This is a genomic window from Brevibacterium pigmentatum, from assembly GCF_011617465.1.
GTDB lineage: Bacteria > Actinomycetota > Actinomycetes > Actinomycetales > Brevibacteriaceae > Brevibacterium > Brevibacterium pigmentatum.
In genome coordinates this window covers 308,083-332,928 of the sequence record NZ_CP050153.1, presented here as the reverse complement: position 1 = coordinate 332,928, position 24,846 = coordinate 308,083, and the positions used below count along the sequence as shown (strand labels likewise).

Annotated in this window: 22 protein-coding genes; 10 read left to right on the top strand and 12 right to left on the bottom strand. The window is 63.8% G+C overall.

Annotated features, from left to right (window positions below; all coding sequences use genetic code 11):
• Positions 1 to 58 precede the first annotated feature (58 nt).
• From GUY30_RS01475 to GUY30_RS01465, 3 genes are all read left to right on the top strand, one after another.
• A complete protein-coding gene (locus tag GUY30_RS01475) occupies positions 59 to 1,933 on the top strand; it encodes an HNH endonuclease signature motif containing protein (protein WP_167193504.1) in 1,875 nt (624 codons plus the stop codon).
• 182 nt (positions 1,934 to 2,115) lie between these two features.
• On the top strand, positions 2,116 to 3,036 hold the full coding sequence (gene lgt, locus GUY30_RS01470) for a prolipoprotein diacylglyceryl transferase (RefSeq protein WP_167193502.1): 921 nt from the start codon (positions 2,116 to 2,118) through the stop codon (positions 3,034 to 3,036).
• A 205-nt stretch (positions 3,037 to 3,241) separates the two neighbouring features.
• Positions 3,242 to 3,784 (top strand): acyl-CoA thioesterase, encoded by a 543-nt coding sequence (locus tag GUY30_RS01465; protein ID WP_167193500.1) that lies wholly within the window; start codon positions 3,242 to 3,244, stop codon positions 3,782 to 3,784.
• Positions 3,785 to 3,811: 27 nt separating this feature from the next.
• Here the strand turns inward: GUY30_RS01465 and GUY30_RS01460 are convergent, their stop codons facing one another.
• From GUY30_RS01460 to GUY30_RS01450, 3 genes are all read right to left on the bottom strand, one after another.
• On the bottom strand, positions 3,812 to 5,008 hold the full coding sequence (locus tag GUY30_RS01460) for a pyridoxal phosphate-dependent aminotransferase (RefSeq protein ID WP_167193498.1): 1,197 nt from the start codon (positions 5,006 to 5,008) through the stop codon (positions 3,812 to 3,814).
• A 169-nt stretch (positions 5,009 to 5,177) separates the two neighbouring features.
• A complete protein-coding gene (locus tag GUY30_RS01455) occupies positions 5,178 to 5,735 on the bottom strand; it encodes a hypothetical protein (RefSeq protein WP_167193496.1) in 558 nt (185 codons plus the stop codon).
• Positions 5,736 to 5,776: 41 nt separating this feature from the next.
• Positions 5,777 to 6,025 carry a hypothetical protein gene (locus GUY30_RS01450; RefSeq protein ID WP_167193494.1) on the bottom strand — a complete coding sequence of 83 codons (249 nt, stop codon included), beginning with the start codon at positions 6,023 to 6,025 and terminating at the stop codon, positions 5,777 to 5,779.
• Between the two features lie 179 nt (positions 6,026 to 6,204).
• Between GUY30_RS01450 and GUY30_RS01445 the strand changes: the two genes are divergently transcribed.
• On the top strand, positions 6,205 to 7,659 hold the full coding sequence (locus tag GUY30_RS01445) for an NAD(P)/FAD-dependent oxidoreductase (protein WP_167193492.1): 1,455 nt from the start codon (positions 6,205 to 6,207) through the stop codon (positions 7,657 to 7,659).
• A 181-nt stretch (positions 7,660 to 7,840) separates the two neighbouring features.
• Positions 7,841 to 9,031: a pyridoxal phosphate-dependent aminotransferase gene (locus GUY30_RS01440; RefSeq protein ID WP_167193490.1), complete on the top strand. Its 1,191-nt coding sequence runs from the start codon at positions 7,841 to 7,843 to the stop codon at positions 9,029 to 9,031.
• Positions 9,032 to 9,044: 13 nt separating this feature from the next.
• Here GUY30_RS01440 and GUY30_RS01435 read toward each other — a convergent pair whose 3' ends face one another.
• The 3 genes from GUY30_RS01435 to GUY30_RS01425 form a co-directional block, all read right to left on the bottom strand.
• On the bottom strand, positions 9,045 to 9,695 hold the full coding sequence (locus GUY30_RS01435) for a homing endonuclease associated repeat-containing protein (RefSeq protein ID WP_228281580.1): 651 nt from the start codon (positions 9,693 to 9,695) through the stop codon (positions 9,045 to 9,047).
• 454 nt (positions 9,696 to 10,149) lie between these two features.
• Positions 10,150 to 10,812: a small multidrug efflux protein gene (locus GUY30_RS01430; protein WP_167193488.1), complete on the bottom strand. Its 663-nt coding sequence runs from the start codon at positions 10,810 to 10,812 to the stop codon at positions 10,150 to 10,152.
• Positions 10,813 to 11,021: 209 nt separating this feature from the next.
• The gene (locus GUY30_RS01425; RefSeq protein WP_167193486.1) at positions 11,022 to 11,807 is read right to left on the bottom strand and encodes a helix-turn-helix domain-containing protein; all 786 of its coding nucleotides are present in this window, start codon (positions 11,805 to 11,807) and stop codon (positions 11,022 to 11,024) included.
• A 148-nt stretch (positions 11,808 to 11,955) separates the two neighbouring features.
• Here GUY30_RS01425 and GUY30_RS01420 point away from each other — a divergent pair, with 148 nt between their 5' ends.
• Entirely contained in the window at positions 11,956 to 12,678 is a 723-nt protein-coding gene (locus tag GUY30_RS01420; protein ID WP_167193484.1) for a haloacid dehalogenase type II, read from the top strand.
• A gap of 54 nt (positions 12,679 to 12,732) precedes the next feature.
• On the opposite strand, the gene GUY30_RS17840 is transcribed toward GUY30_RS01420, so the two are convergent.
• On the bottom strand, positions 12,733 to 12,951 hold the full coding sequence (locus tag GUY30_RS17840) for a hypothetical protein (protein WP_228281577.1): 219 nt from the start codon (positions 12,949 to 12,951) through the stop codon (positions 12,733 to 12,735).
• Between the two features lie 231 nt (positions 12,952 to 13,182).
• On the bottom strand, positions 13,183 to 13,413 hold the full coding sequence (locus GUY30_RS17835; RefSeq protein WP_266096036.1) for a M20/M25/M40 family metallo-hydrolase: 231 nt from the start codon (positions 13,411 to 13,413) through the stop codon (positions 13,183 to 13,185).
• A 375-nt stretch (positions 13,414 to 13,788) separates the two neighbouring features.
• Between GUY30_RS17835 and GUY30_RS01410 the strand changes: the two genes are divergently transcribed.
• Positions 13,789 to 14,253 carry an SRPBCC family protein gene (locus GUY30_RS01410; RefSeq protein ID WP_167193482.1) on the top strand — a complete coding sequence of 155 codons (465 nt, stop codon included), beginning with the start codon at positions 13,789 to 13,791 and terminating at the stop codon, positions 14,251 to 14,253.
• Between the two features lie 67 nt (positions 14,254 to 14,320).
• On the opposite strand, the gene GUY30_RS01405 is transcribed toward GUY30_RS01410, so the two are convergent.
• Positions 14,321 to 14,620, bottom strand: a complete 300-nt coding sequence (locus GUY30_RS01405; RefSeq protein ID WP_167193480.1) for a biopolymer transporter Tol — start codon at positions 14,618 to 14,620, stop codon at positions 14,321 to 14,323.
• A gap of 72 nt (positions 14,621 to 14,692) precedes the next feature.
• Between GUY30_RS01405 and GUY30_RS01400 the strand changes: the two genes are divergently transcribed.
• Positions 14,693 to 17,698, top strand: coding sequence for a DEAD/DEAH box helicase (locus GUY30_RS01400; protein WP_228281573.1), 3,006 nt, complete (start codon positions 14,693 to 14,695; stop codon positions 17,696 to 17,698).
• Positions 17,699 to 17,821: 123 nt separating this feature from the next.
• On the opposite strand, the gene GUY30_RS17725 is transcribed toward GUY30_RS01400, so the two are convergent.
• The 3 genes from GUY30_RS17725 to GUY30_RS01385 all read right to left on the bottom strand — a co-directional run bounded on the left by GUY30_RS17725 (position 17,822) and on the right by GUY30_RS01385 (position 20,250).
• Entirely contained in the window at positions 17,822 to 18,157 is a 336-nt protein-coding gene (locus tag GUY30_RS17725) for a HepT-like ribonuclease domain-containing protein (RefSeq protein WP_208091463.1), read from the bottom strand.
• A gap of 59 nt (positions 18,158 to 18,216) precedes the next feature.
• The gene (locus tag GUY30_RS01390; RefSeq protein WP_139469487.1) at positions 18,217 to 18,687 is read right to left on the bottom strand and encodes a helix-turn-helix domain-containing protein; all 471 of its coding nucleotides are present in this window, start codon (positions 18,685 to 18,687) and stop codon (positions 18,217 to 18,219) included.
• Between the two features lie 120 nt (positions 18,688 to 18,807).
• Entirely contained in the window at positions 18,808 to 20,250 is a 1,443-nt protein-coding gene (locus tag GUY30_RS01385) for an SLC13 family permease (RefSeq protein ID WP_167193478.1), read from the bottom strand.
• Positions 20,251 to 20,657: 407 nt separating this feature from the next.
• Between GUY30_RS01385 and GUY30_RS01380 the strand changes: the two genes are divergently transcribed.
• Positions 20,658 to 21,821, top strand: a complete 1,164-nt coding sequence (locus GUY30_RS01380) for a pyridoxal-phosphate-dependent aminotransferase family protein (protein ID WP_167193476.1) — start codon at positions 20,658 to 20,660, stop codon at positions 21,819 to 21,821.
• 7 nt (positions 21,822 to 21,828) lie between these two features.
• Positions 21,829 to 24,771: an FAD-binding and (Fe-S)-binding domain-containing protein gene (locus GUY30_RS01375; protein ID WP_167193474.1), complete on the top strand. Its 2,943-nt coding sequence runs from the start codon at positions 21,829 to 21,831 to the stop codon at positions 24,769 to 24,771.
• Positions 24,772 to 24,846: the final 75 nt, after the last annotated feature.

Sequence of the window (24,846 nt, the reverse complement as noted above, 5' to 3'; positions counted from 1 at the left end):
TCTGGCTGAGCAGCTCAAGACAGCCGGACTCGACCTCAGTGGCCACCACTTCGCCGACGTGTTCAATGCCCTGGACCCCGTATCGACCGACGACGAACTGGACGAACACGCGCCGACCACCAAACTCGAAGAACCCATCGCAGACACACATGCGACCGAGGTCGCTCAACCAAGCGAAGCCGTTGAAACAGCAATCCCCGCAGAGCCTGAGCCGAATACCAAGGCGGACTCAGCCGCACAGCGCGCAGTTCCTGAACTCGCGAGCTCGACCAATGCAATCAACCCCGTCCCGCCTCAGCCCGATGCCGGAGATGACTCTCAGCGACCGACCTCGCTGCACCCTGTCCTCACCGACTCCGCCTGGAACGACCTTGCCAAGAGCGCTCCCGAGATCACCGACTCGATCGCCTCACTGACCGGACTGGTCGGTGCACTTCGGGCATTCGATCGACCCATGGGGCCCGACGAGGCCCTGCAGGTCATCGACGGGGCGGAGGCGCTGCGTCGGCTCAGTGAATCCCTGTCCACTTTGGCGCTGGCCGTCTACGAACGCGTCGGCACACCTAAGGACAGTGGTGCCAAGTCGACCAAGGCGCTCATCCAGGAGCGCCTCAATCTCTCGGGGCGAGAAGCGAACCGCCGGGCGAAGCTCGCAGAGAATCTCGGCGGACGTGTCGCACTCGACGGGCAACCGCTCGAACCTGAGCATCCGCTCGTGGCCGAGCAGCTCCACCTCGGCACGCTGCCGGCCGAGCACCTCACTGTCATCGAAGAATGCCTCAAGGCACTGCCCGCATGGGTGGATCACGAGACTAGGTCCCGTGTGGAAACCGACCTCGTGAAGTACGCGAAATCGGTGACTGTCACCGAGCTCCGCGACATCTTCCGTCAGATGCTCGCTCTCATCGACCCCGACGGCGCCGAGCCGCTCGACCCCAGCGACCGTTCTGCCTATTTCATCACTGCCCGCCCCAAGCGCAACGGCGACTGGAGGCTGGAGGGGGTCCTCGATCCAGTAGCAGGATCAGAACTGCACGGACTGCTGACGTCGCGGATCAAATCTGCTAAAGACAACGCATCGAGCTCGGCGGGAACTGCCGACGAAGACCCGTCGAGCACAGCGGGACCGGGCGAAGAAAAGTTCGAACCCCTCGATGCAGTGCTCACCGGAGATCGTTTTGACGCTCCCCCGTGGGCTGTCATCGATGCCGCGAGCGACTCCGCCGCCGAGAGTGAAGCTGCCGGCGACGCCGATGCGAATACTGCCGATTCCGCTGGCGACCGTTCCACTCCCGCTGGCCATGGCGTCCGCGCCGACGGCTCGACAGTCGACCTCATGAGCGAACAACCCAGTGCGAGAGCCTGGATCTACGAGCGCTTCACCACCGTCATCTCGCGCATCAGCATGAAGGAAGCAGCCAAGGGCTCGCCATACCCTCTCGTCATCACAGCGAAGGCGTCGGATATCGCCAACGGCACCGGCGAAGCCGTCACAGGTTCCGGCGACCGCTTCCCCATGAGCGATGTCGTTCGCCGCGGACTCAATGGCACCGTTTTCTTCCACCTGATGGACGAAAAGGCTCGCACCGTAGAAGTCTGCACGGATCAGCGCTTCGCCAACAAGAAACAGACCGCGATCGTCACCGCCCGAGACCGCGGATGCGTGTTCCCCGGCTGCGACTCACCAGCGGGATGGTGCGACGTGAACCATGTTGTTCCGCACGCCTTGGGTGGCAAGACCGACATCAACAACATGTGCCTGCTCTGTTCCTTCCACCACCACCTCATGGACCGTTCCACCTGGGAAGTCTTCATGCTCGCTGACGGTCGGCCGGCATGGAAACCTCCCGAAAGCATCGACCCAGCTCGCACCCCGATCATGCACTCGAGGTTCATCACCGACGACATAATCGACGGCCTCTTCGGCACGTAGCCCTGCCAGGCAGCTCAAGGGCACCCTTGTGCCCGCACCTCAGCGAGAACACGCAGTGCACAACCGGCGAGCTCAATTGGTCGCGAATCGTCGAGGCCCATTCGCTGGAGCAGACTCACTTGCAACGCAGTCTCCATCCGCGCGAATACCGGATTCACAGGCGCCGCAAATAGACTGGCCTCATGCACCTCGGCCTAGTGACCTCCAGCGCGACCGCGATTCCGCACGACACCTCGGCGGCGATCCCCAGCCCGTCCATCTCGAGCTTCCAAATCGGTCCGCTGACGATCCACTTCTATGCGCTGTGCATCCTCGTAGGCATCATCATCGCGATCGTGCTGACCAACCGCCGACTGACCAAACGCGGCGTCGAAGACTGGCAAGTCCTCGACATCGCGACTCTGGCGGTTCCGATGGCCATCGTCTTCGCCCGCATCTACCACGTCATCACGCATTACACCGATTACTTCGGACCCGGTCGCAACCCCTGGAATCCGTTCGAGCCCGGTTCGGTCTGGGCGATCTGGGAGGGCGGCATCGCGATCTTCGGTTCACTCATCGGCGGCACGCTGGGTGCATGGATCATGTGCCGCCGCCTCGGCCTCAAACTCACCACCCTGCTCGATGCCCTGGCACCGGGTCTCATCCTCGCCCAGGCCTGCGGACGCTTCGGCAACTGGTTCAACCAGGAGCTCTTCGGCCTGCCCACCACCCTGCCCTGGGGTCTCGAGATCGACCCCGGCAATCCGGCCATCCCGCTGGGCACTCCACCCGGCACGCTCTTCCACCCGACATTCCTCTACGAGGTCATCTGGAACAGCCTCGGCGCGCTCGTCCTGCTCTACCTCGGCCGCAAGGTCTTCTTCCAGTGGGGACGCCTCTTCGCCGTCTACCTCATGTGGTATGGTGCCGGCCGCATCGTCTGGGAGTCTATTCGCCTCGACCCGAGCTTCGTCATCCTCGGCCTGCGCACGAACGTCTGGGGCGCAATCGGCGCCGTCGCGCTCGGTGCGGTGATCATGATCGTGCAGTGGAAACGCCATCCCGAACCCGAGGAATCGCCCTTCTTCCCCGCACGAGAACCCGAACCTGCGAAGGACTGACGGAACCCCTCGCCGAGGCGGCTCCCCTGCCCCGTCGTCTCGCGCGATTCCCGTCCTCGACCGGACGATCCACTCTTTCTCCGGAGCGACCGGTCACCCATCACAGGCGCCCAGGGCTGAGGTTCACTCAAGCTGAAATGCTGTCCCAGCCGAGGCAGGTGGGGCCGCACCCGCCGATCATCTACTGCAAAGTAACATAGTCGTCATGCACTTCTTCCGTATGCTCCTGCACCTCTTCAGGTCCAAGCAGCGCTCTGCCCGCGACATTTGGGACACGTATTTTCTCCCCATGCGCGTCCACCTCGGCGAGATCGACATCTTCATGCATCTCAACAACGGCAAGTACCTGTCGATCATGGACCTCGGCCGACTCGACATGATGATGCGCAGCGGGGCCTGGCAGGCAATGCGTGAGCGCGGATGGTCCGGAGTCGTCAGCGGCGAGACCATCAGCTTCCGCAAATCACTGAAACTCTGGCAGCGCTACGTCCTCGAGACCAAGGTCTGCGGAATCGATGAACGTACCGTGTTCTTCGAACATCGCATGGTCGTCGACGGTGAGATCTTCGCCCGCGCCTATGTCGCCACACGAGTGATCGCAGACAGCGGCCCGCTCACCAGAGACGACCTCATTGAGGCATTCGGGGTGCCGGAGAATGTGCCCGAACTGCCCGAGTGGATCCACGAGTGGCGCCGCCACAACGCACTGCCGAGCACCCGACGTCCCGCCTGGAGCGACTGGTCCTGACTGGGCCGCGGCCGGGCCGAGCTGGACTCAGTCGGCCGTGATCCACTCCTTGAGTCGGACGAGCCCCGTGGTGATCGCGGCTTCGTCGATGCCTGAATATGCCAGCCGGATATAGGAACGATCCTCTCCGGGCTGCGGTGAGCCGAAGTGCTCGCGAGTGCAGAATGAGACTCCCGTGGCATGCAGCGCCTCTGTGGAGAAGTCGGCCAGAGTCGCGATTCCCTTCGCCTCCATCGCCTCGGTGACATCGGGGAAGACGTAGAACGTCGACCCCGGGGTCGCCGCGGACATACCGGGGATCTCATTGATGAGCCGACAGGTGGCATCACGTCGCTTGCGCAGCACCTCCAACATCTGCCCGACCGGCCCCTGCGGCCCGCGCAGGGCAGCGATCCCCGCCCACTGCACGTACTGGTTCGTGCACGATTCGTCGTTCGTGTTCATCAGCGAGATCGCCTCGGCGACCTCCTTCGGCGCTACCGCGCACCCGAGACGCGAACCGGTCATCGCGTACTTCTTCGAGAACGTGTAGAGGATGACGGTGCGCTCGCGCATGCCCGGCAGCGCGGCGATCGACTGGGACTTCCCGCGATAGCGCATCTCGAAGTACGCCTCGTCAGAGAGCACCCACAGGTCGAATTCCTGCGCGATCGCAGCGATGGCCTCCCGCTCCCCCGGGGTGGATTCCGCAGAGATCGGGTTCTGCAGGTCGTTGTAGATGATCGCCGTGGTGTTCTCATCGATCGACGCCCGCAGGTGATCGAGGTCGATCGCGAAACCGTCGGAGGTCGGAACATAGCGATAGGGCAGAGCCGTACCGCCGAAGTATTCGATCTGGGATTCGTAGATCGGGAATCCCGGGTTCGGGTAGAGCACACCTTCGCCGGGGTTCATCACCGCTTGGAGGAATTTCGTGATAACGGGCTTGCCACCGGTGGTCACAACCACCTCGGCGGGGTCGATCGTCATTCCGCGCCGCGCGCCGATGTCATCGGCGAGCGCTTCCCGCAGTTCGGGGATCCCCGGCCCGGGGCAGTAGCCGGTCTTGCCGTCGCGGATCGCCTGCTCCATCGCCTCGACGATGTGAGGAGCGAGCGGGAAATTGAGATCGCCGAGGTGGAACGGGAAGACCTCGTTGCCCTTCGCCTTCCAATCGGCGGCGGCCTGGGCCACGCGGAAAGCGGTCTCGGTGCCGAGGTTGTCCAAGCGGCGAGCAGTCTTCATCGTCGACTCCTTCTTCGGGGTCCATCTCTTCGGGGCAGTGCTGAGGTGTCGGTGCTGAGGTGCCCGTGGGTGCTGCGCAAGGAGGGACGGAACCGTCCCCGGGGCACGGTGCGCACCGGTTCACTCACGATAGAGCACCTGACCAGGGATTGTCAGCGGTGTCCGAGATTCATCCGACGGCGAGCGCGCTGCGTCCGGCGAGCAGACACCACAGACCGATGCCGAGGAATACCGGAGCGCCGAGGATGCCGCACCAGAAGCTCGGCGCCGCGGTCTCGCGCGGCAAGATGAACGCGACCACCGTGACGATGGTCAGCAGCAGCCCCGCCAGATGAAGGACGGGCTGGTCGAAGACGACGGCGAGTGCGAAGAAGTGGATGCCGACGATCGCGAGGATGAGCGGAGCGATGTTCTCGGTCTGGCCGGCGCGGATGAGGAAGAAGCTCACCACCGCGGCGATGATGACCTCGGCCCAGAACACGATGAGGTAGAGCGTGAATGAGGCGGTCCCGGTGGTGAAGGCGCTGGGTTCCGACCAGTTGCCGATGGCGGTGAGAATGCTCGGCACGGCGAGGGCGAGTCCCGCGACTCCGAACCCGGCGAGGACCAGCCGGAAGACCAGCCCTTTGGGAGGTGCTTCCTGCGCCCACCCGGACCAGATGAACGCGGCGAGACCGAAGATCGCGCCGATCATGACGAGGTCGCGCGAGTATGCCACGTCGATCATCGTCGATCCCTTTCGTCCGTGCGGGCCGTCTTCGACACTACTCAACAAAGAGGATCCGCACCCATGACGTTTTCCCGACTCCCTCGGCTCTGAGCGCCGCCGATGGTGCCGAATTCGGCGAGTCCCGTCGTCACAGACGCCTCCCCCGCCGAGGATGTCGCCCCTTCCAGCTCGACCGATCCAACCGCGTCGGGCCCTCCCGCCGAGGCGGCCGGAATGATCTGCCAGTCCCCGATCGGTTCGTGGCTGAGTGGAAATACGCGGGTATTGATCGGCTCCATTGCGCTCATGCGAACTGTGTAATCAGCACAACCACCCAAGTACCGCCGTGACGAAGAAATCAGTAGGCTGTCGAGGTTGTTTCAGCACTCAATACAAACCGGCGCAACTATTTACTTCACCTTGAGCGTGAGATAGAACTGTTTTCGTAGGCGACCACATGGTCCGCCTCGAGTTCAGGAGATGATCCGTGTCCTACTTCAATGGTGAAGCCTCGCACTGGCTGGCGGCCTCCCCCGCCGAAACCCACGACCCCGCACCACTGCCGCGCGAGAAACAAGATCTCGTCATCGTCGGCGGCGGACTGACCGGCCTGTGGTCGGCTTATTACGCCAGGCAGGCCCACCCCGATTGGGCGATCACTATTATCGAGGCCCGCCACATCGGCTACGGCGCCTCCGGCCGCAACGGAGGGTGGCTCTCGACCCTGCTGCCGGGCAATCGCACCAAGTTCGCCGAGGCGGTCGACCGTGCCCGGAAGAACGATCCCTCCGGGCCGGTCGGCTCGGCAGGGCTCGACGGCGTGGCCAGCGTCAGCGCATTCCAGTCGGCACTCTTCGACTCCATCGACGAGGTCCTCGACGTCTGCGAGACCGAGGGCATCGATGCCCACCAAGTCCGCGGCGGTCATATCGACATCGCTCAATCGGAGGCCGGCTTGTCCCGGCTGCGCGATCTTGAGGCCGGCAATGAGCAGTTCGGATACGGGCCCGAGGATATGCAGTTCCTCGACGCCGAGGCGACTCGTGCCCGCATCAACGTCGACGGGGCGCTCGGCAGCCTCTACTTCCCCGGTACCGCCGCCATCGATCCTGCACTGCTCACCCGGGGACTCGGCCACGTGCTCAGGGAACAGGGCGTGACCATCTGTGAGGCCACCTCGGCGAGGCATATCCGAAAGAATTCGGTCGCCACGGACCGCGGGCCGGTGCACGCGGACACGATCTTCGTGTGTCTCGAGGGGTATTCGGACACGGTCGGCGGCGACCTGTCGGGCCTGCAGGGACGGCAGGTCATCCCGGTGTTCTCGTCGATGATCGCAACCGAGCCGCTGCCGGGCGACGCGTGGGCGTCGATCGGCTGGGAGGGGCGCGAATGTCTCGGCGATACGGCGCACACGTTCATCTATGCCCAGCGCACGGCCGATGGCCGGATCGCGCTCGGCGGCCGTGGGGCACCCTATGCTTTTCGGTCGGGCCTGCCCGGTGACGGTGAGGTCCCCGCCGAGGTGGTCGACCTGTTGGCCGGGCGCCTGTCCTCGCTCTTCCCGGACCTCGAGTTCGAGGTTGCTCATGCCTGGCGCGGGGCGCTCGGGGTGACCAGAGACTGGTGCGCTGGTGTCTTCTTCGACCCGACACAGCGCATCGGAGTGGCCCGCGGCTACGCCGGGCACGGGGTGACGGCGACTCATCTGGCGGCGAAGACCCTGCTCGATCGGGCTGCCGGGGCATCGACGCCCTTGACCGGGCTGCCGTGGAACGACCACTTCTCCGGGCAGTGGGAGCCCGAACCGATTCGGTGGTTGGGCATCCGGTCGATGTACAAGATCTTCGGCCTCGCGGATGCGTGGGAGTCAGCGACCGGGGCGAAGAAGACGAGCCTGCTCGCCCGATTCGGATCCCGCTTGGCCGGGTTGCACGAGTAAGCGGGGCGGGGCTCCACCAGTCCTACCAGCTCCACCAGCTCGGTGAACCTGCAGCAGCTCGGTCCTTGCACCAAGCTGCGGCAGGTTCACCAAGCTGAAGCCTAACGGCCGGGCACCTGCCCCGGTCTTACGCTGTGGCCCACCCCTGTCGTCCGGTTCGTCGAAGAGGCAGACTGAATCCATGACGAGTTCGCACAGCCGCATCTCCCCCATGGCCGCTTCCTACCCGGCGTCGAGCATCCGCAAGATGTTCAACCTCGCCCTCGACTTCCCCGATGCTGTGAAGCTCACCGTCGGCGAACCTGACTTCACCACTCCGGAGCACATCAAGGCCGCAGGCATCCGCGCGATCGAGAACGACAACACCCGCTACGTTGCGAATGCTGGCATCCCCGAACTGCGGCAGGCGATCGCCCGGAAGTACTCGACTCGATGGAATCGCAGCATCGCGCCCGAGAACGTCATGGTCTCCTTCGGCGCGATGGAGGCGCTCACCTTCGCCCTCGACGTCACTGTCACCCCAGGCGACGAGGTCCTCATCCCCGACCCGAGCTTCCCCAACTACATGGGTCAGGTGCACCGCCTCGGCGGGATTGCGGTATCCGTTCCTGTCACCGAGGACAATGATTTCGAGCTCCGCGCCGAGGATGTCCGCGCTGCGATCACGGACAAGACCGCGGCCGTGATCATCAACAGTCCGTCGAACCCTTTGGGTTCGGTCATGGATCGGGCCGACCTCGAGCAGATCGCTGCGCTGGCCGATGAGCACGAGTTCACCGTCATCTCCGATGAGGTCTATGACGAGATGGTCTTCGACGATGCTGTCTTCACCTCCATCGCCGAGGTGAAACCATCCACCGCCGAGGTGGGAGCTGAGTTCGATCGGTTCCTGGCCATCGGCAGCTTCTCGAAGACCTATGCGATGACCGGGTGGAGGTGCGGTTTCGTCATCGGTTCGGAGGATTTCATCGCGCCGATGGCACTGCTGCAGGAGGGCCTGACCTCGAGTCTGCCCGGCTTCGTCCAGGAGGCAGCGGTCGCCGCAATCGAGGGACCGCAGACCGCGGTCGATGAGATGGTCGCTTCGTATGCCAGGCGGCGTGAGCTCATGGTCGAGCGCATCAACGCCGTCGAGGGCTTGAGTCTGCTGCGCCCGGCGGCGACGTTCTATGCCTGGGTGAATGTCTCCGAGTGGGGATTGGACTCTTGGGAACTGGCGACCCAGCTGCTCGAGAAGCACAATCTCGCGACGATCCCCGGTTCGGCCTTCGGCCCGGCCGGCGAAGGCTACCTGCGTCTGACCTTCGCGGTCTCGGACGAGACCATCAACACCGCGTGCGACCGGCTGGAGGCCTTCGCCACAGCTCGGTGAGCCTGCAACAACCTCATTCCACTGCGGCGAGCGCTGAATTCCAGCTTCCGTAGAACTTCCGGACGGCCGCGGCCGAGGGCACCTCGCCCTTATGCTCGGCGGCGTATTCGGTGTAAGCCTTGTAGGTCGCGGCGGTCCCGCGTGATTCGCAGTCGGCGAGAAACTCGGCAATCGCCTTGTCGTAGGCATCCGAGTCGAAGCGCAGCTGGCCCTTGGCTCGGCCGATCTTGTTCGTCGCCAGACCCGCCGCCTTGAGCGCTTCGTTCCAGGACCCGAACCGCTGCACCGCGGTCTGACTGGTCGGCGGCCAGATGGTCGCCCCCTGCGCCGAGGTCGCTCCGAGGCCGTCGAGCACCGACTTGCGCAGTTTGTCGTACCGGCTGGCGGTCAGACTTGGGACCTCCGCCCGGCCGCGGACGTACGCAACCGCCGCAGCCACCTCGGCGAGAGTGGACGTCACCGACGTCCCTGAGTTCTCGAGTTGGACGGTCAGTGCGGACTCCACCTCGGCGAGGGTCTCCCGGTCGCTGGGACTGAGCTTCGCCGGATCGGCGCTGGCAGGGATCCCCGGCGCGCCAGTGGAATCGAGGCTGCGGGCGGTGATGAACAGCAGCGCACCGAGCACGGCCAGCGACGAGGTGTGGGTTCTCCCGGTATCAGACATTCACTCCATTGTACGTTTCAGATGGGGCACATCGGGTTTCAACCTCGGTACACGCAATCGTCTCCGACTCACGTAACTGCAAATAGTGTCGGTCGTGTGGCCAGAGATGGTGGCCGCGTACAGAGAATGATGCCCCTGAGATGCGGAGAAGATGATGCAGATGAAACGAGTTCTTGGAATTGGAACTGCCTCCCTGATTCTGGCTACGGCGAGCATATTCGGCGGCACCGCCGCTCACGCCGGTGTGATGAAAGCCAGCCACACATATCACCCGACTCTCACACAGTGCGAGAAATATGTGCGCACGGCGGCTTCTGTCCACCGTCTCTTCGGATATCGGGTCGTCAAGGCGGCATGCGTCACGGTTCGACCAAGTGAGAAATACATGGGCGTAGTCACCTGGATTGTCTGAGCTAGGTCGGCTGCTGTTCCAGTACGTCGGTCGAGGATTTGCTCAGCCTGCCAGCAGCGCGAGCGATCCCGTGGCGATGAGCGTGGTCAAGGTTGTCCAGGCGATGATCGCGATGCCCTGCCACAGCAGGATCCACGAGGTCTTCACACCAGCACTGACGAGGATCGTCGAGGTGATCTGGGTGGGAATCGCCAGCGGTCCGAGCAGGCTCGCGCCGGGGACGCCGAAGCGGGTGAGGAACTTTTTGAATTTGACCCGTCCCTTGGACTCGGGCTTCCCACCTTCACCGAGGTGGCCCTCCGTCGCCGTGTCACCGGCATCGCCGTCGGCCGCTGGACCGGGGGAGAGAACGTCGGCGGATCCATTCCGCGTGGCACTTGCCTCGGGCGCAGCGCCATCAACCGGTGCGAAACCGACACCGGCGCCTGCCCCGACGGTCGCGAGCTCACGCTTTTCGCTCTGACGATTCACGACGGCGCGGCGCGCCCGTGCGCCGAGGAGCACGATGACGGTGACGCAGATGAAGTTGCCGATGGCTCCGGCGATTCCGGCGAGCACGGGGTTCATTCCGGCCCACACGCCGATGATCGAGGAGATCTCACCCTCGATGAAGGGGACCGCCCCGGCCGCGGCGATGATGAACGGCTGAAGCAGGTCGGGAACCTGAGCGGCGAGACCTTGGAAGAATTCGATGATGGGGTTCATGGTGTCCTCCTGAACGTAATCGGCAGATCCCGGCCCGGATGAACCGGATCTGATGGTTGATACGTTCAGTACAGACTGTGTTCTCAGAACAGGGTCAAGCCCTCATCGTCGAACCCAGCGAATCTTCAGTTACATTTCCCAGTCACTGTCTTCAGCTCTCTCCCTCAGCTCCCGACCTCACTCCTCTTCCTCCGCCTCAGTCCCCTGCCTCAGCCTTCTTCCTCCGCGGCAACGTGCTTGATGAAAGCGATGAACCGCTCGCGGTCGGCGTCCGGGATATCGAGATTCGGGAAGACGGCGATGAAGGCACGCTGGATGACGTCGATCTGCGCGTCGTTGTAGAGCTCTCTGAGCGAGCCGATGATCGCAGCCTGCCCCATCTTCACGTCCCCGGTCATCCGCTCGGTCGGCGCGAGGAGCCAGGGTTTCGCTTCGAGCTGTCGCTTCATACTCGGGGCGATCTGCTCTGCCAAGCGTGCGCGGGTGGCGTCGTCGGCATCCTCGGCGAGCTCATCGACTTCCTGGTCGTACGGTGTGGTCTCGGACATGATGGACCGCATCTCCGCGAGCGCCGATTCCTCGTACAGGGTCGAATAGATGTTCATCAGTGCGCGATCGGAGTTCGACATCCGGGCGGCGATGTCGATGAAGCCTGAAGCAGTATCGATCGGCGCTCCGTGTTCGAGGAGCTGGGACACCTCGGTGCGTGCCTTTTCCAGGGCCGCGATCTGCTCACCGAGGTCGGACTCGAGCTGTTTGAGGGCGAGCTGCTGCTGTTCGTGATCGTCTTCGACCGCACCGATATCAGCCAACGGGATCCCGAGCTCGCGCATCCGCCGGATCTGATGGAGTCGCAGCAGGTGGGAAGCCCCGTACTGTTTGTATCCGTTGCTCATCCGTTCGGGCTCGGTGAGCAGCCCGAGCTTGTGATAATGCCGAATCGTATTGACCGTGGTTCCGGTCAGACGCGCCAATTCGCTCGTGCTCCATCCCACGGTCAGGTCCTTCCGCCGATGCCGTGTGGTTCAGTGTCGATGAGGTCCTCGTCGACTCCCAACACCGCTCAGTCTAAGCGGACGGACTGACATGGTGAGCGGGAGAACCGACGTGGACGGTCCGATGCGCCCGGACTACCGTGTAACCATGACAGCAGGATTCGATTCGGTCGACGCCCTCGTCTTCGACATGTTCGGCACTGTCGTCGACTGGCGTACAAGTATTGCCGCCGAGGTGGCCGTGCAATTGCGCGATCATGTTCCCGATCTCGTTCCACTTGAGTTCGCCGACGCTTGGCGGGCCGAATATCAGCCGTCGATGGAGCAGGTCCGCAACGGTGACCGGGAGTTCGTTCGTCTGGATGTGCTCCACCGGGAGAATCTCGAGACCGTGCTCAGGGGTCTCGGCGTCGATCCGGACTCGATTCCCGCACCGGTCCTCGACGAGACCAATCTTGCGTGGCACCGGCTCGATCCGTGGCCGGATGCGATCGCAGGGTTGACCCGTTTGCAGGAGCGATTCGTCGTCGCCCCATTGTCGAATGCGAACGTCCGGTTGGCTCTCGACGTCGCCAAACGTGCTGGTCTTCCCTGGGATGCGATCCTCGGCGCCGAGGTGGCGGGAGCCTATAAGCCGGACCCCGACGCGTATCGGCGGACCGCCGAAATCCTCGGTCTCGAACCGCATCAAGTCGCCATGGTCGCCGCGCACAACAGCGATCTCGCCGCAGCACAGTCCCTCGGGCTGCGGACGTGCTTCGTCCGTCGCCCTTCCGAGCATGGATCCGACCAGACGACGGACCTCGCGGCCGAAGGCGACTGGGACGTCATCGCGCAGGACTTCGAGGACCTCGCTGACCGGATCGGCTGAGGCATCGCCTCGAAGGGGTGCTGGGCCAGCAGTCCGCGCAGAACGCCGATGCGCCTATTTCAACGGCTCCAACCCGCACCACTCGGCGGTGAAGAGAGCGATGGTCTTCGTGATGTTGCGGACGGACTCGATGTGGACGCGCTCGTCGAAGGCATGGATGTCGAAGGATCGGGGTCCGTAGGTCAGAGTCGGCATCGGTCCGTAGTTCGTGTACACCCGGCCGTCGAGGTAGCCCGGCGTGGTGAACGACTGCAGAGGGGAGGCCGAACACATCCCGGTGGGCCGAGCCGAGGACGGCCTAAGCTCCTCCGCCTTCGTCGAGTCGATATCCTGCGGTGAAGAAGCCGGTTCGCTCCAGGTGTGGCAGGCGACTGTCCTGACCGCGCCGGGCGATGCTCGCGTGCCGGACGTGCTCCTGGATCTCTTCCCACGCCTGTTCCGGGTCGATCCCCGGATAGATGGCGGCCGCACGGAGACCTCACACCATGACGGGACGCTGAAGGGTCAGTCTCCGCCAGAGATCTCTCCGACGTTGGTTCGCACCAGGGCGTTCTCTACTGGTTCCGGGATGAGCACGGCGTCGCCGGTGTAGCCGCGCAGAAGTGCCGAAAGCGCTCCGTTGCCGGTGCTCTCCTCCTTCACCACGGATTGGAGATGGATCGGGGCTGCAGGAGAGAATCCGGCAGCGGTGATCGCGTCGAAGGCGAAGAGGTTGGCCGCGAGGCCGGCTTTCATGTCCCCGGCGCCACGTCCGTACAGCCAGCCGTTCTCGACTCGAGGCTCGAAGGCTCGACTCGAGGCTCGAAGGGCGGAGCAGTCCAATTCTCCAAGGGTCCGGTCGGAACGACATCCACATGACCTTGCAGGATCAGCGATCGGCCCTGCGAGACTGCCGGCCGATAGCTGCCTACGATGTTGAAGTCTTCGTCGTAGGGCACGTACCTCTGTCGGCTATTCTGCATTCCTCAACGAGGATCCGGAAGACCAGCCACATTTGCTGTCATTGGTTGCGCACCCCCTCCCCTCATTCGGAACCAGGGTATACCGTGGGCCACAGGGACGGGTCGACCGGCCCGTACTCCAGCCACCATCTGACGAAAGGTGACAAGCATGAGTGAGACGAGCATCAGCGCTTCCCGCACGATCGATGCCCCCGTAGAGGACATCTTCCACGTCCTCTCCAATCCAGAGCGTCATGCCGAGATCGACGGCTCGGGAATGGTCCAGTCCGATGACAAGACTGACCGCATCACCGAGACCGGCCAAGTGTTCACGATGAACATGCACTGGGACAAGATGGGCGGCGACTACAAGACCGACAATCACGTCATCGGCTTTGAGGAGAACAAGCTTCTCGCCTGGAAGACGGCACCGGCCGGTGAAGAGCCACCGGGTTGGGAGTGGGTCTGGGAGCTCAAGTCCCACAGCCATGACTCGACCGAGGTCTCCGTGACCTACGACTGGAGCGCTGTCACCGACAAGGAGGTGCTCAAGCAGGTCGACTTCCCGGCCGTCAGCGAAGAGGACCTCGAATCGTCCCTCGGCAACTTGGCAGCCGCGGTGTCCGGAGTCTGACGTCCCGCAGCAGCGCGTCCACCCGGGCTGCTCACGCCTGACAGTATAGTGACGGCCCTGTTCGAGCTCACCGCAGTTCGTTCAGGGCCGTCTCCGCGCGCCGACGGCGGTCTTCGAGCGACATCTCCCACCAATACTCGCCGCGTTCGCCGAGGCCGTGCTTCGCGACATTCACCCTCCGTCTCGCCTCCGCGAGATCATTCTCAGCACCCCGCCTCTTCGCCTGCTTGACGGCATTCCTCGCAGCGCCGAGGTGACCCTTCAGTTCCTCGATCACGCTGGGTTCCAGTGCTGGGTCGGTTCGTCGCCATCGGCGTCCCTTTACGATCAGCCACCGCTCGTCATCACTGTCGCTGTTCTCGCTCATGCGCCGACTGTACCTCTCACCCCAGACGCAGCGCGTACGTCTCGCGGCACCGGCAGATGAGAGGATGGCCTGGTGTCTGACAACCGATCCGCCCTCCCCGCCGATTGGCGTGATGCCTTCGCCCCACTCGCCGAGGCGGCTCCGCACTCACACACGCCCGTGGCGCTGGGATTCGAGCTCGTCCAAGTAATCCCCCGCACTTGGTTCGAAGCCCAGCACTCCGTCGTCCTCAACAAGGACGACGTCACCCCGGGTGCGAACCCGAGCCTCGCGATCCGCCCGCTCATGCTCAGCGAATCCGGCAACTGGGTGAAGAAGTCCCTGACCTGGCGCACCATCGACCGCATGACCCGCCAATTCGACATCGACCCCGCCCACCAGGAATGGTTCGCCCAACTCGCCGGACTGCGCACCCGCGGGAAGACGGACTTCACACCCGACGGGGCGCCGTACCACCTCGCCGATTTCCGCACTCCCCTGCTGTGGGACCACTTCACGCAGGGGAAGAAGCTCGGCATCGAATTCGTCGGCATCAATCCGGATATGACCATCCGCATCGGGCACACCGCCCGCGCCGCCATCGACATCCGCCGCAGCCAGAACCGCCTGCAGGTGCAGACGCGGGCAACGATCGACGAACGCGAATATGCCCCCGGACTGATCAAACCCATCTGGACGCACGGCTTTTTCGGCGTCGACGTCACCAGCGGTTTCACCGTCACCCTGGCCCCCGCGGAGATCCCGACGAAGGAATCCGCGCTGCCCGTGCTCCAATCGCCTGGGCCGATCACGATCCCCGAGGCGGAGGCCGAAGAATTCTTCGAGGAGTACTACCCGCAGCTGCGCTCCAGCGCTGAGGTCATCAGCAGCGACGCCACCGTCGCCTTCCCGCAGTACGGCCGGCCCCGCCTCGTCGTCTTCGCCGCCTTCGGCGCCGGCGACAAACTCTCCTTAAGCTGGTATTGGGAATACCAGGGACCCCGCCGCACCTTCCCCGTCATCGATCGATTGAGGCTCAGCGCCGCCTCGGCGAGGGAATATGCGGAGCAACGCGAACTCGACTTCGAAGATGCCGTCGTCGCCGAGGTCGACAAACTCCTCGCCGACACCCACGAAACCGGCTCCGCCCTGCCGACCATCAGAGACGTCGAACTCGACGACGCGGACACCGCGGATTTCGTCGTCAACGTCCTGCCCGGGCTCGAAGAGGTCGAGCACGTCAAGGTCATCACGCGCGGGAAGAAGCAGCCATACCGGGAGCTCGGCGGGGAGCCGAACGTGAAGATCACCTCGGTCGAGTCGGACAAGAACGACTGGTTCGATCTCGGCTTCCAGATCAGCATCGACGGCCACCCGGTCCCCTTCGTCAAGCTGTACAAGGCGCTGGCCGCCGGAACGAAGAAGATCAAGCTCTCCGACGACTCCTTCCTGTCGCTCAACAAGCCCATCTTCGACAAGCTCAAGGCCCTCCTCGCCGAGGCGGACCTCATCCCCGAATGGGAACCGGAGTCGCCGAAGATCTCCCGGATGCATGTGGGTCTGTGGTCGGATTTCGAGGACCTCGCCGACGAGTCCGAACCGGCCGTGACCTGGCGAGATTCCGTGAGCGCATTGGCCGACCTCGAGCACCTGCCCGCCACCGAGGTCCCCGACCTGAACGGTGCGAAGCTGCGTCCGTATCAGGTGCAGGGATTTCGGTGGTTGGCACTGCTTTACCGGTGCCGCCTCGGCGGGATCCTCGCCGACGACATGGGCCTGGGCAAAACCCTGCAGACGCTCGCGCTCATCAAGCACGCGAAGGCGAGCGCCCCCTTCCTCGTCGTCGCTCCCACCTCAGTGGTGCCGAATTGGGTGAAGGAGGCGACCGCGTTCGCCCCTGATCTCGATGTCCGTGTCGTGGCCGAGTCGACGCGGGCGCGTGGGGTCGACCTCGCCGAGGTGGCTCGCGGTGCCGATGTCATCGTCATGTCGTATGCGATGTTGAGGTTGGAGGAGACTCCGATCTCGCGGATGGAGTGGGCGGGACTCATCCTCGACGAGGCGCAGTTCGTGAAGAACTCGTCCGCGCAGACCCATCTGGCGGCGAAGGAAGTGCGCACACCGTTCCGACTGGCGCTGACCGGAACTCCTCTGGAGAACTCGCTGAAGGACGTGTGGTCGCTGTTCTCGATCACTTCGCCGGGACTGTTTCCGTCACCGCACCGGTTCGAGGAAGAGTATGTGCGTCCGATCGAGTCGGGTGAGAATCCGGGACGGATGCAGTGTCTGCAGAAGCGGATCCGACCGTTCATGATGCGTCGGACCAAGGACCTCGTCGCCGCAGACCTGCCGGAGAAGCAGGAGCAGGTCATCTCGGTCGAGCTCAACGCCGCGCACCGGAGACTCTACGATCGGATTCTGCAGAAGGAACGGAAGAAGATCCTCGGCTTCATCGACAGCGAATACGACAAGCAGCGGTTCATCGTCTTCCGGTCGCTCACGCTGCTGCGGATGCTCGCTCTCGATCCGTCGATCGTCGATGCCGAACATACTGAGGTGCCGTCGTCGAAGTTGGCGGCGCTCCTGGAACGGCTCGACGATGTCATCGCCGAGGGCCACCGGTCGATCGTGTTCAGCCAGTTCACGTCGTTCCTGTCCAACGTCGCCGCGGACCTCGACGCTCGCGGGATTCCCTATGTCGTCCTCGACGGGTCGACGCGCAATCGCGGGGCGGTCGTCGATGCGTTTCGGTCGGGTGAGGCGCCGGTGTTCCTCATCAGCCTCAAGGCCGGCGGGTTCGGGCTCAACCTCACCGAGGCGGACTATGTCTTCCTCATGGATCCGTGGTGGAATCCCGCCTCGGAGAATCAGGCGATCGACCGGGCGCACCGGATCGGGCAGACGAAGAGCGTCATGGTCTACCGCTATGTCGCCGAGGGCACGATCGAGGAGAAGGTGCTCGCCCTGCAGAAGCGCAAGGCCGAACTCTTCGACGACCTCATGTCCGACGCCGGCACGTACGAGGGCCGGGGCCCAGGCGGGCAAGCCTTCAGCCAGACGGTGACCGCCGCGGACATCAAGGGGCTGCTCGAGGGGTAGGCGATTCCAGCTAACCTCACGGATCACGGAAGAATATTTACTTTAGGTGCCCTAAAGTAAATATTCTCGCCAGACCGGCCTCAATAGTTCCCGGTCGCCCAGGCGACCGAAAGCGACGCCGTTTCACTCTTCGGAGCTCAGCAGCCTCTCGATAAGTTCCGGCACACGTTTTGTCACCGTGTCCCAGAAGCGGTCATCATCCATCGACGCGTAGCCCGCGTGAGCAACGATATTCCGGGTCGCTCTGATGCTGAGGACTTCATCTTTCGTCAGCAGCTTCATCCAGATCGCGAACTCAGCCCGCTCGGTCAGTGACGCGAGGCGAATGATTGCGATGCCGGCGATATCGTAGGAAGCGGTTCCGTCCGAAAACTCTTCGCGGGCAGTCGCGGCCACCGATTGCGTGCGTCGCAGAATCGCCCTCAACTCGGTACGGATGTTCGCCTGGTCGAAGTCCACGTCCGTCTTTTCCCGCCGCGGGGGCCGGCGATACGTGCCTCGATGAGGTTCCGATGGGTTCATACCGGCACGGCCTCTCGCATTGCTTGCCACCCGGGTGGGATCGGACCATCATCGACAACGACATCTGCGGGGAAGCCGGTGATCTGTCGGACCCGCTCTCCGAAAAGCGCGAGATCGAACAGGTCGACTTCCTCATCCGCAGTGACGAGGAAATCGATGTCACTGTTGAAACCATCGTCGCCGCGGGCCACCGAGCCGAACACTCTCAGATTCCTCAGGCCCAGGCGGTCAGCTTCGTCACGAATTCGTTCAAATGCCATCTCGAGGGCAAGTGAGGGTCGGTAGTCTGCCGCTTTCAATACGCGTTCGAGCATCTCAGAGGAGACGTTCCGCTTGCCCGATTCTATTTGGGCCAGGCTGGACTGACTCAGGCCGGCGCGCCGGGCCAACTCGGTCTGTGTGATTCCCAGATCGAGACGCGCTTCGCGAATGAGTTCGCCCGGATTATCCGATTGGAACCGTCCCATACATTCAAATATAGCCCCGTGCAATAATGAACACCATAGGCACAGACATTTCCAACCCATCGCCGATTCGCGTTGAAAGCCTTTGACGTTCCACCCCCGACCCCGGGACTGGATCCTTCATCACCACCCGGGGACGACGAAGATCAGCCAGGTGACGATCGGTGCGATGACGACCATCGAGAAGCCCCACACCATGAGCTGCTTGAACACCCTGTCACGCTGGTCCTCCGGCGAGTTCGCCACGACGAGCGCTCCAGAAGTCGAGAACGGTGAGGAATCGACCACCGAGGACGAGATCGCCAGTGCGATGATCAGGCCGATCTCGCTCACACTTCCAGTGAGCAGGAACGGCACTGCCAGAGGAATGAGAGCACCGAGGATGCCCGTCGTCGACGCGAATGCCGAGACCACCGCACCGATGAAGCAGATGATGAGTGCCGCAAAGAGCGGAGCGCCCATGCCAGCGACCTGCTCGCCGAGCCAGTCGATCGTGCCCAGTCGTTCCATGAGCTCGACGTAGGTGACGATGCCGCAGATCAGCAGCACTGTCGGCCACGCGATCTTGCTCACCGCGCCCTTGCTGATGCGGGGCGAGAAGAACGAGATGATCACGGCGATGCTGATCGCGGTGAAGCCGACGTCCTGGTTGAGCGGCGGCACGACCATCACAGCGAGAACGACGAGCCCGACAAGGGTGACGATGCGGTTGAGGTCGAGGGTGGTGACTTCGACGTCCTCGTCGGCGTCCTTGACCATCGTCGTCTGCACCGACCGTCGCGCCGCCCTGCGCTCGGGGTCGTGGTACGGCGCGGGAGAGCCGCCCGACCCGCCGTCCACGCCGCCAGCAGTGCCATCCGCTCCGCCCGAGCCGCCTGCACCGGTGCCGCCCGATCCGGCTCCGACACCACCGGCAGGCTCACCGTCTTTGTCTTCGAGTCCATGCCCGAGATCGCGCTTGCCCAGCAGCTCCCGCCCGCCGAAGAGGAAGAAGCAGACGAAGCCGAGGACGACGTTGAAGACGAAGGAGGCAAGGAAGAGCAGCAGAGGGCTGCCCGGCAGGTCATTGCGCTCGACGACCTGATTGGTGATCGTGCCGAAGATGCTGAGCGGCGAGAAGCCGCCGGCCGTCGCTCCGTTGATGACCATGAGCCCCATGAGCAGCGGTCGGATGCCGTACCGCCGGGAGAAGCCCATCCCCATCGGCGCGATGATCGCGATGGCCGCCGGCACCACGGAACCGAAACCGGAGAGCAGAGCCGTGACGACGAAGAACACCCACGGGATCAGCGCTATTCGACCGCCGACGGCCTTGACGAGGATATGGACGATCCAATCGACCGTGCCGTTGTCCTTCGCCAAGGCGAACAGATACGTGACACCGACAAGGATGAGGAACAGATCTGCAGGGAAACCTGACAACAGGGTGTCGACGTCTTCGTCGAGAACAAAGGTTCCGAACAGGAAGGTCGCCATGAGCGCGAGCGCACCCATATGGACCGAAACAAAGGTGGCGATGACGAACAGAGCCACGAGAACGAGTATCGAAGCAATCTCCAAAGACACAATTCGCTCCTATGCGATGTGTGAATCAGTCGGAAACGACCCCATTGCCGCAACCGACATTCCACGATGTGGAAATCTTGCTGCTACTTTATGAAAGTCTGCCCCGGAGAATTCCGAACCGTCAAGACCTCGACTTCACTTTCCCGAATAACAGGAGCATGTATACCAACCCGCGGTTTTCAAAGTAAGCCTTTCGCCACAGGAAAGTACAGAACTCCACGTCAAAGACTCAGAGAAAATGGAATACCGCAATCCGAACCGGGCAGAAAAGGCTCAACTCGACCGGCGAGCAGAATGCCGCAAATCTCCGTTCCGAATCCTGGAAAGGGCATTTTTCTCTCGAATTCATTGTGGTAGCGTCAAATGAAAATAATGTACCGCATCGTGGAATCAGAGAGGATTCTTCAATGACAATCAGCGGACGGCATTTCCTACAGATCCCGGGACCCAGCAACGTTCCCGATACTGTTCTTCGGGCGATCTCGATGCCCACAATCGACCATAGAGGGCCTGCCTTCAAAGAACTCTTCAGCCATGTACTCGAAGGCATGGCCGAGATCTTCGGCACCTCCAATCAGGTCGTCATCTACCCGGCCACGGGAACCGGGGCGTGGGAGGCTGCGCTGGTCAACACGCTCAACCCCGGCGACGAGATCCTCTGCTATGAAACCGGGCATTTCTCCTCATTGTGGAAGACGATGGCTGAGAAATGGGGACTCAAACCCACGGTCATTGCGGGCGACTGGCGCACCGGCGCCGATCCCCAGAAGATCGGCGAAGCCCTCGCCGCTGACACCGACCACCGCTTCAAAGCTATCTGCGTCGTCCACAACGAGACCTCGACCGGGGTCACGAGCCGCATTTCCGAGATCCGCGCGGCCATCGACGCCGCAGACCACCCGGCTCTGTTCATGGTCGATACGATCTCCTCACTCGGCTCCGTCGACTACCGGCACGACGAATGGCGCGTCGATGTCACGGTCTCGGGCTCACAGAAGGGCCTCATGCTCCCACCGGGACTGTCCTTCAATGCCGTGAGCGACAAGGCCCTTGAAGCCCACAAGTCCTCGTCCCTTCCGAAATCCGTCTGGAACTGGACGGAGATGCTCGCCGCCGGCAGGAACGGGATGACTCCCTACACCCCGAACACGAACATCCTGTTCGGACTCAAGGAATCACTGCGGCTGCTGAATGAGGAAGGCCTGGACAACGTCTTCGCCCGCCACATCCGCTTCGGCGAAGCGACACGTGCCGCAGTCGAGGCCTGGGGCCTCGAAGTGCTGTGCACGAACGAGAGCGAACACTCCCCCGTGCTCACCGCCGTCGTCATGCCCGACGGACACGACGCCGATGAGCTGCGAAAGCTCATCCTCGACCGCTTCGATATGTCTCTGGGGGCGGGCCTATCCAAACTGCAGGGGACGGTCTTCCGGATCGGCCACCTCGGCGATCTCAATGATCTCACCCTTGCGGGCACACTGGCCGGCGTCCAGATGGGACTGCAGCTGGCGGGAGTGAAGATCGACTCAGCCGGCCTCGGAGCAGCCCTCGACATCCTCCGCGAGAGCTGAGCTCGGCATGAGCGCTGAGACGAACACCGACATCACCGACGTCGTCACCGATCTCACCCGCGGCATCGAAGGCACCGTCGACACCTCGGCTCGCCGGTTGGCCGAATACGCCGTCGATGCGTCGAACTACAGGGTGGTGCCGCAGGTCGTGGCCTTCCCAAAGACCAGGTCTGACGTCGTTTCGATCCTCGACGTGGCCCGGTCGCACCGGGTGCCCATCACCTCCCGCGGCGGCGGCACCTCGCAGGCCGGCAATTCGATCGGGACCGGGATCGTCATCGACTTCTCCCGCCACCTCAACCGCATCCTCGACATCGACCCGGCGACAAAGACCGCCCGAGTCGAACCGGGGGTGCTGATGAGCGAGCTGCAGAAAGCCGGCAAACCGCACGGGCTGACCTTCGGCCCCGATCCCTCGACGAAGAATCGGGCGACGATCGCGGGCATGATCGGCAACAACTCCTGCGGACCGCACGCGATTTCGGCCGGCCGCACCGTCGACAACATCGTCGAGATGACGGCCATCGACGGCACCGGCCGGTCCTTCCTCGCCGGATCCGGACTCGATCCCATTCCCGGACTCGCCGAGGTGGCCGGCCGTCATCTCGGAGTCATCCGCACCGAATTCGGCCGGTTCAGCCGCCAAGCCTCGGCCTATGCGATGGAGCATCTGCTCCCGGAGAACGGCCCGAACCTCGCGAAATTCCTCGTCGGCAGCGAAGGCACACTGACGACGATCACCGAGGCGGTCGTCAACCTCGGCGACCTTCCGAAGTCACCCACGGTGCTCGTCCTCGGCTACCCGGACATGTTCGAAGCCGCCGATGCCGTCCCCCGGGTGCTGCCCCACGGCCCGCTCGCCGTCGAAGGCATCGATTCACGGCTCATGGACATGGTCCGCAACCACAAGGGCAAGGACGCCGTCCCCGAACTGCCGGCGGGCAAGGGCTGGCTGCTCATCGAAGTCGCCGGCGCCACCGCGGACGAAGCCGTCGCGAACGCCCAGATCATCGCCGCCGATGCCGGCACCGACCACTTCCGCATCCTGCCCGCCGGAAAAGAAGCGAGCACCCTGTGGGGCATCCGCGCCGACGCCGGCGGACTGGCCGGACGCACCGAAGACGGCGACCCCGCCTGGACCGGATGGGAGGACGCCGCGGTCCCGCCCGAGGTGCTCGGCGACTACCTGCGAGACCAGGACGAGCTGATGGCCTCCTATGGAATCCGCGGTCTGCCCTACGGCCACTTCGGGGACGGCTGCGTGCACATGCGCACGGACTTCCCCTTCGACCGCCCCGATGGCATCGACGTCTTCCACGACTTCGTCATGGAGGCCGGACGACTCGTCACGAAATACGGCGGCTCTGCCTCCGGCGAGCACGGCGACGGGCGAGCGCGGTCCGAACTCCTCAGCCTTCAGCACTCGGATGAAGCGATCGCCGCCCTCGGCGAGGTCAAACGGCTCTTCGACCCGAACAACCTGCTCAACCCGGGCATCATCGTCGACCCGCTGCCGATCACCGCCGACCTGCGCAGGCCGCAGTCGATCCCGATCGGCACGGCCGGCGGCTTCGCTTTCGCGCACGACAAAGGCAGCTTCACGAACGCCGTCCACCGCTGCGTGGGCGTCGGCAAATGCCGTGCCGACACCTCCGGGTCCGGCGGGTTCATGTGCCCGTCGTATCTGGCGACGAAAGATGAGAAGGACTCCACCCGCGGTCGCGCCCGGGTCCTCCAAGAGGTGACCAACGGAGGCCTGATCAACGCATTCGACAGCGCCGAGGTGACCGAGTCCCTCGACCTGTGCCTGAGCTGCAAGGCCTGTTCGTCCGACTGCCCGGCCGGGGTCGATATGGCCCAGTACAAGTCAGAGGTGCTCCACCGCACCTACCGTGGGAAGCTCCGTCCCCTCGCGCACTATTCGCTCGGCTGGCTGCCCACCTGGGGCCGCCTGCTCACGGCGGTGCCCGGGGTCAGTGCTTTGGCGAACGCGGCGCTGGGGTTCCGTCCCCTGGCCAAACTCGTCCTGACCGGCGGCGGAATGGACCCACGCCGGAAGATGGTCCGGTTCAATGATCGCCGGTTCTCCCGCTGGGCGAAGTCCCGCGTCTCCTCCGCCGAGGCGCGCGATGCCTCAGATGCGAACCGTGACGCCCTCGTCGCCGACGAATACGTGAGCACCTCCCAGGCGAGCAAGAAACAGGTCCTGCTGTGGGCGGATTCGTTCACCGAATACCTCTCCGATGCCGGGGCCAGGACGGCCGTCGACTTGCTGGAAGCGGCCGGTTTCGAGATCCTCTTGCCGGATCAGCAAGCCTGCTGCGGGCTCACGCTCATCTCCACGGGCCAGCTCGACGCGGCGAAGCGGAAACTCGAGTCGACGATGGAGATCCTCGATCCCTACGCCCGGAAGGGCATCCCGGTCGTCGGCATCGAACCGAGCTGCACCGCGGTGCTGCGCAGCGACCTCGGCGATCTCTTCCCCGACGACGAACGGGCCAGGCGGATCGCGGCGGCCACCTCGACGCTGGCCGAGGTCCTTGTCGACGCGGAGCTCGACGTCCCCGATCTCACGGGACGCACCGTCGTCGTCCAACCGCACTGCCATCAGCATTCGGTCATGGGTTTCGCCGCGGACCGGGCGCTCCTCGAGCGGACAGGTGCGACGGTGCGCGAACTCGCCGGCTGCTGCGGGCTGGCCGGGAACTTCGGGATGGAGGCCGGCCATTACGACACCTCGGTGGCAGTGGCAGAGAACGCCCTGCTGCCGGCACTGCGGGATGCGCCGGCGGATTCCATCTATCTGGCAGACGGATTCTCTTGTCGTACCCAGGCGGCGGACCTCGCGAACGTGAATGGAATGACGCTGCCGCAGCTGCTCACCGGCGAGGCATCGAGGCCCGGGCATTCAGCCCGCGCCTCCCGCCTGCCCGAAGCCGCCGATGCGTGAAGGCGCCGACAGGCGAACCCGCCGATGCCTGAACCATTCGGCACTTAGAACCGACCCCGACGATCCGACCGATCA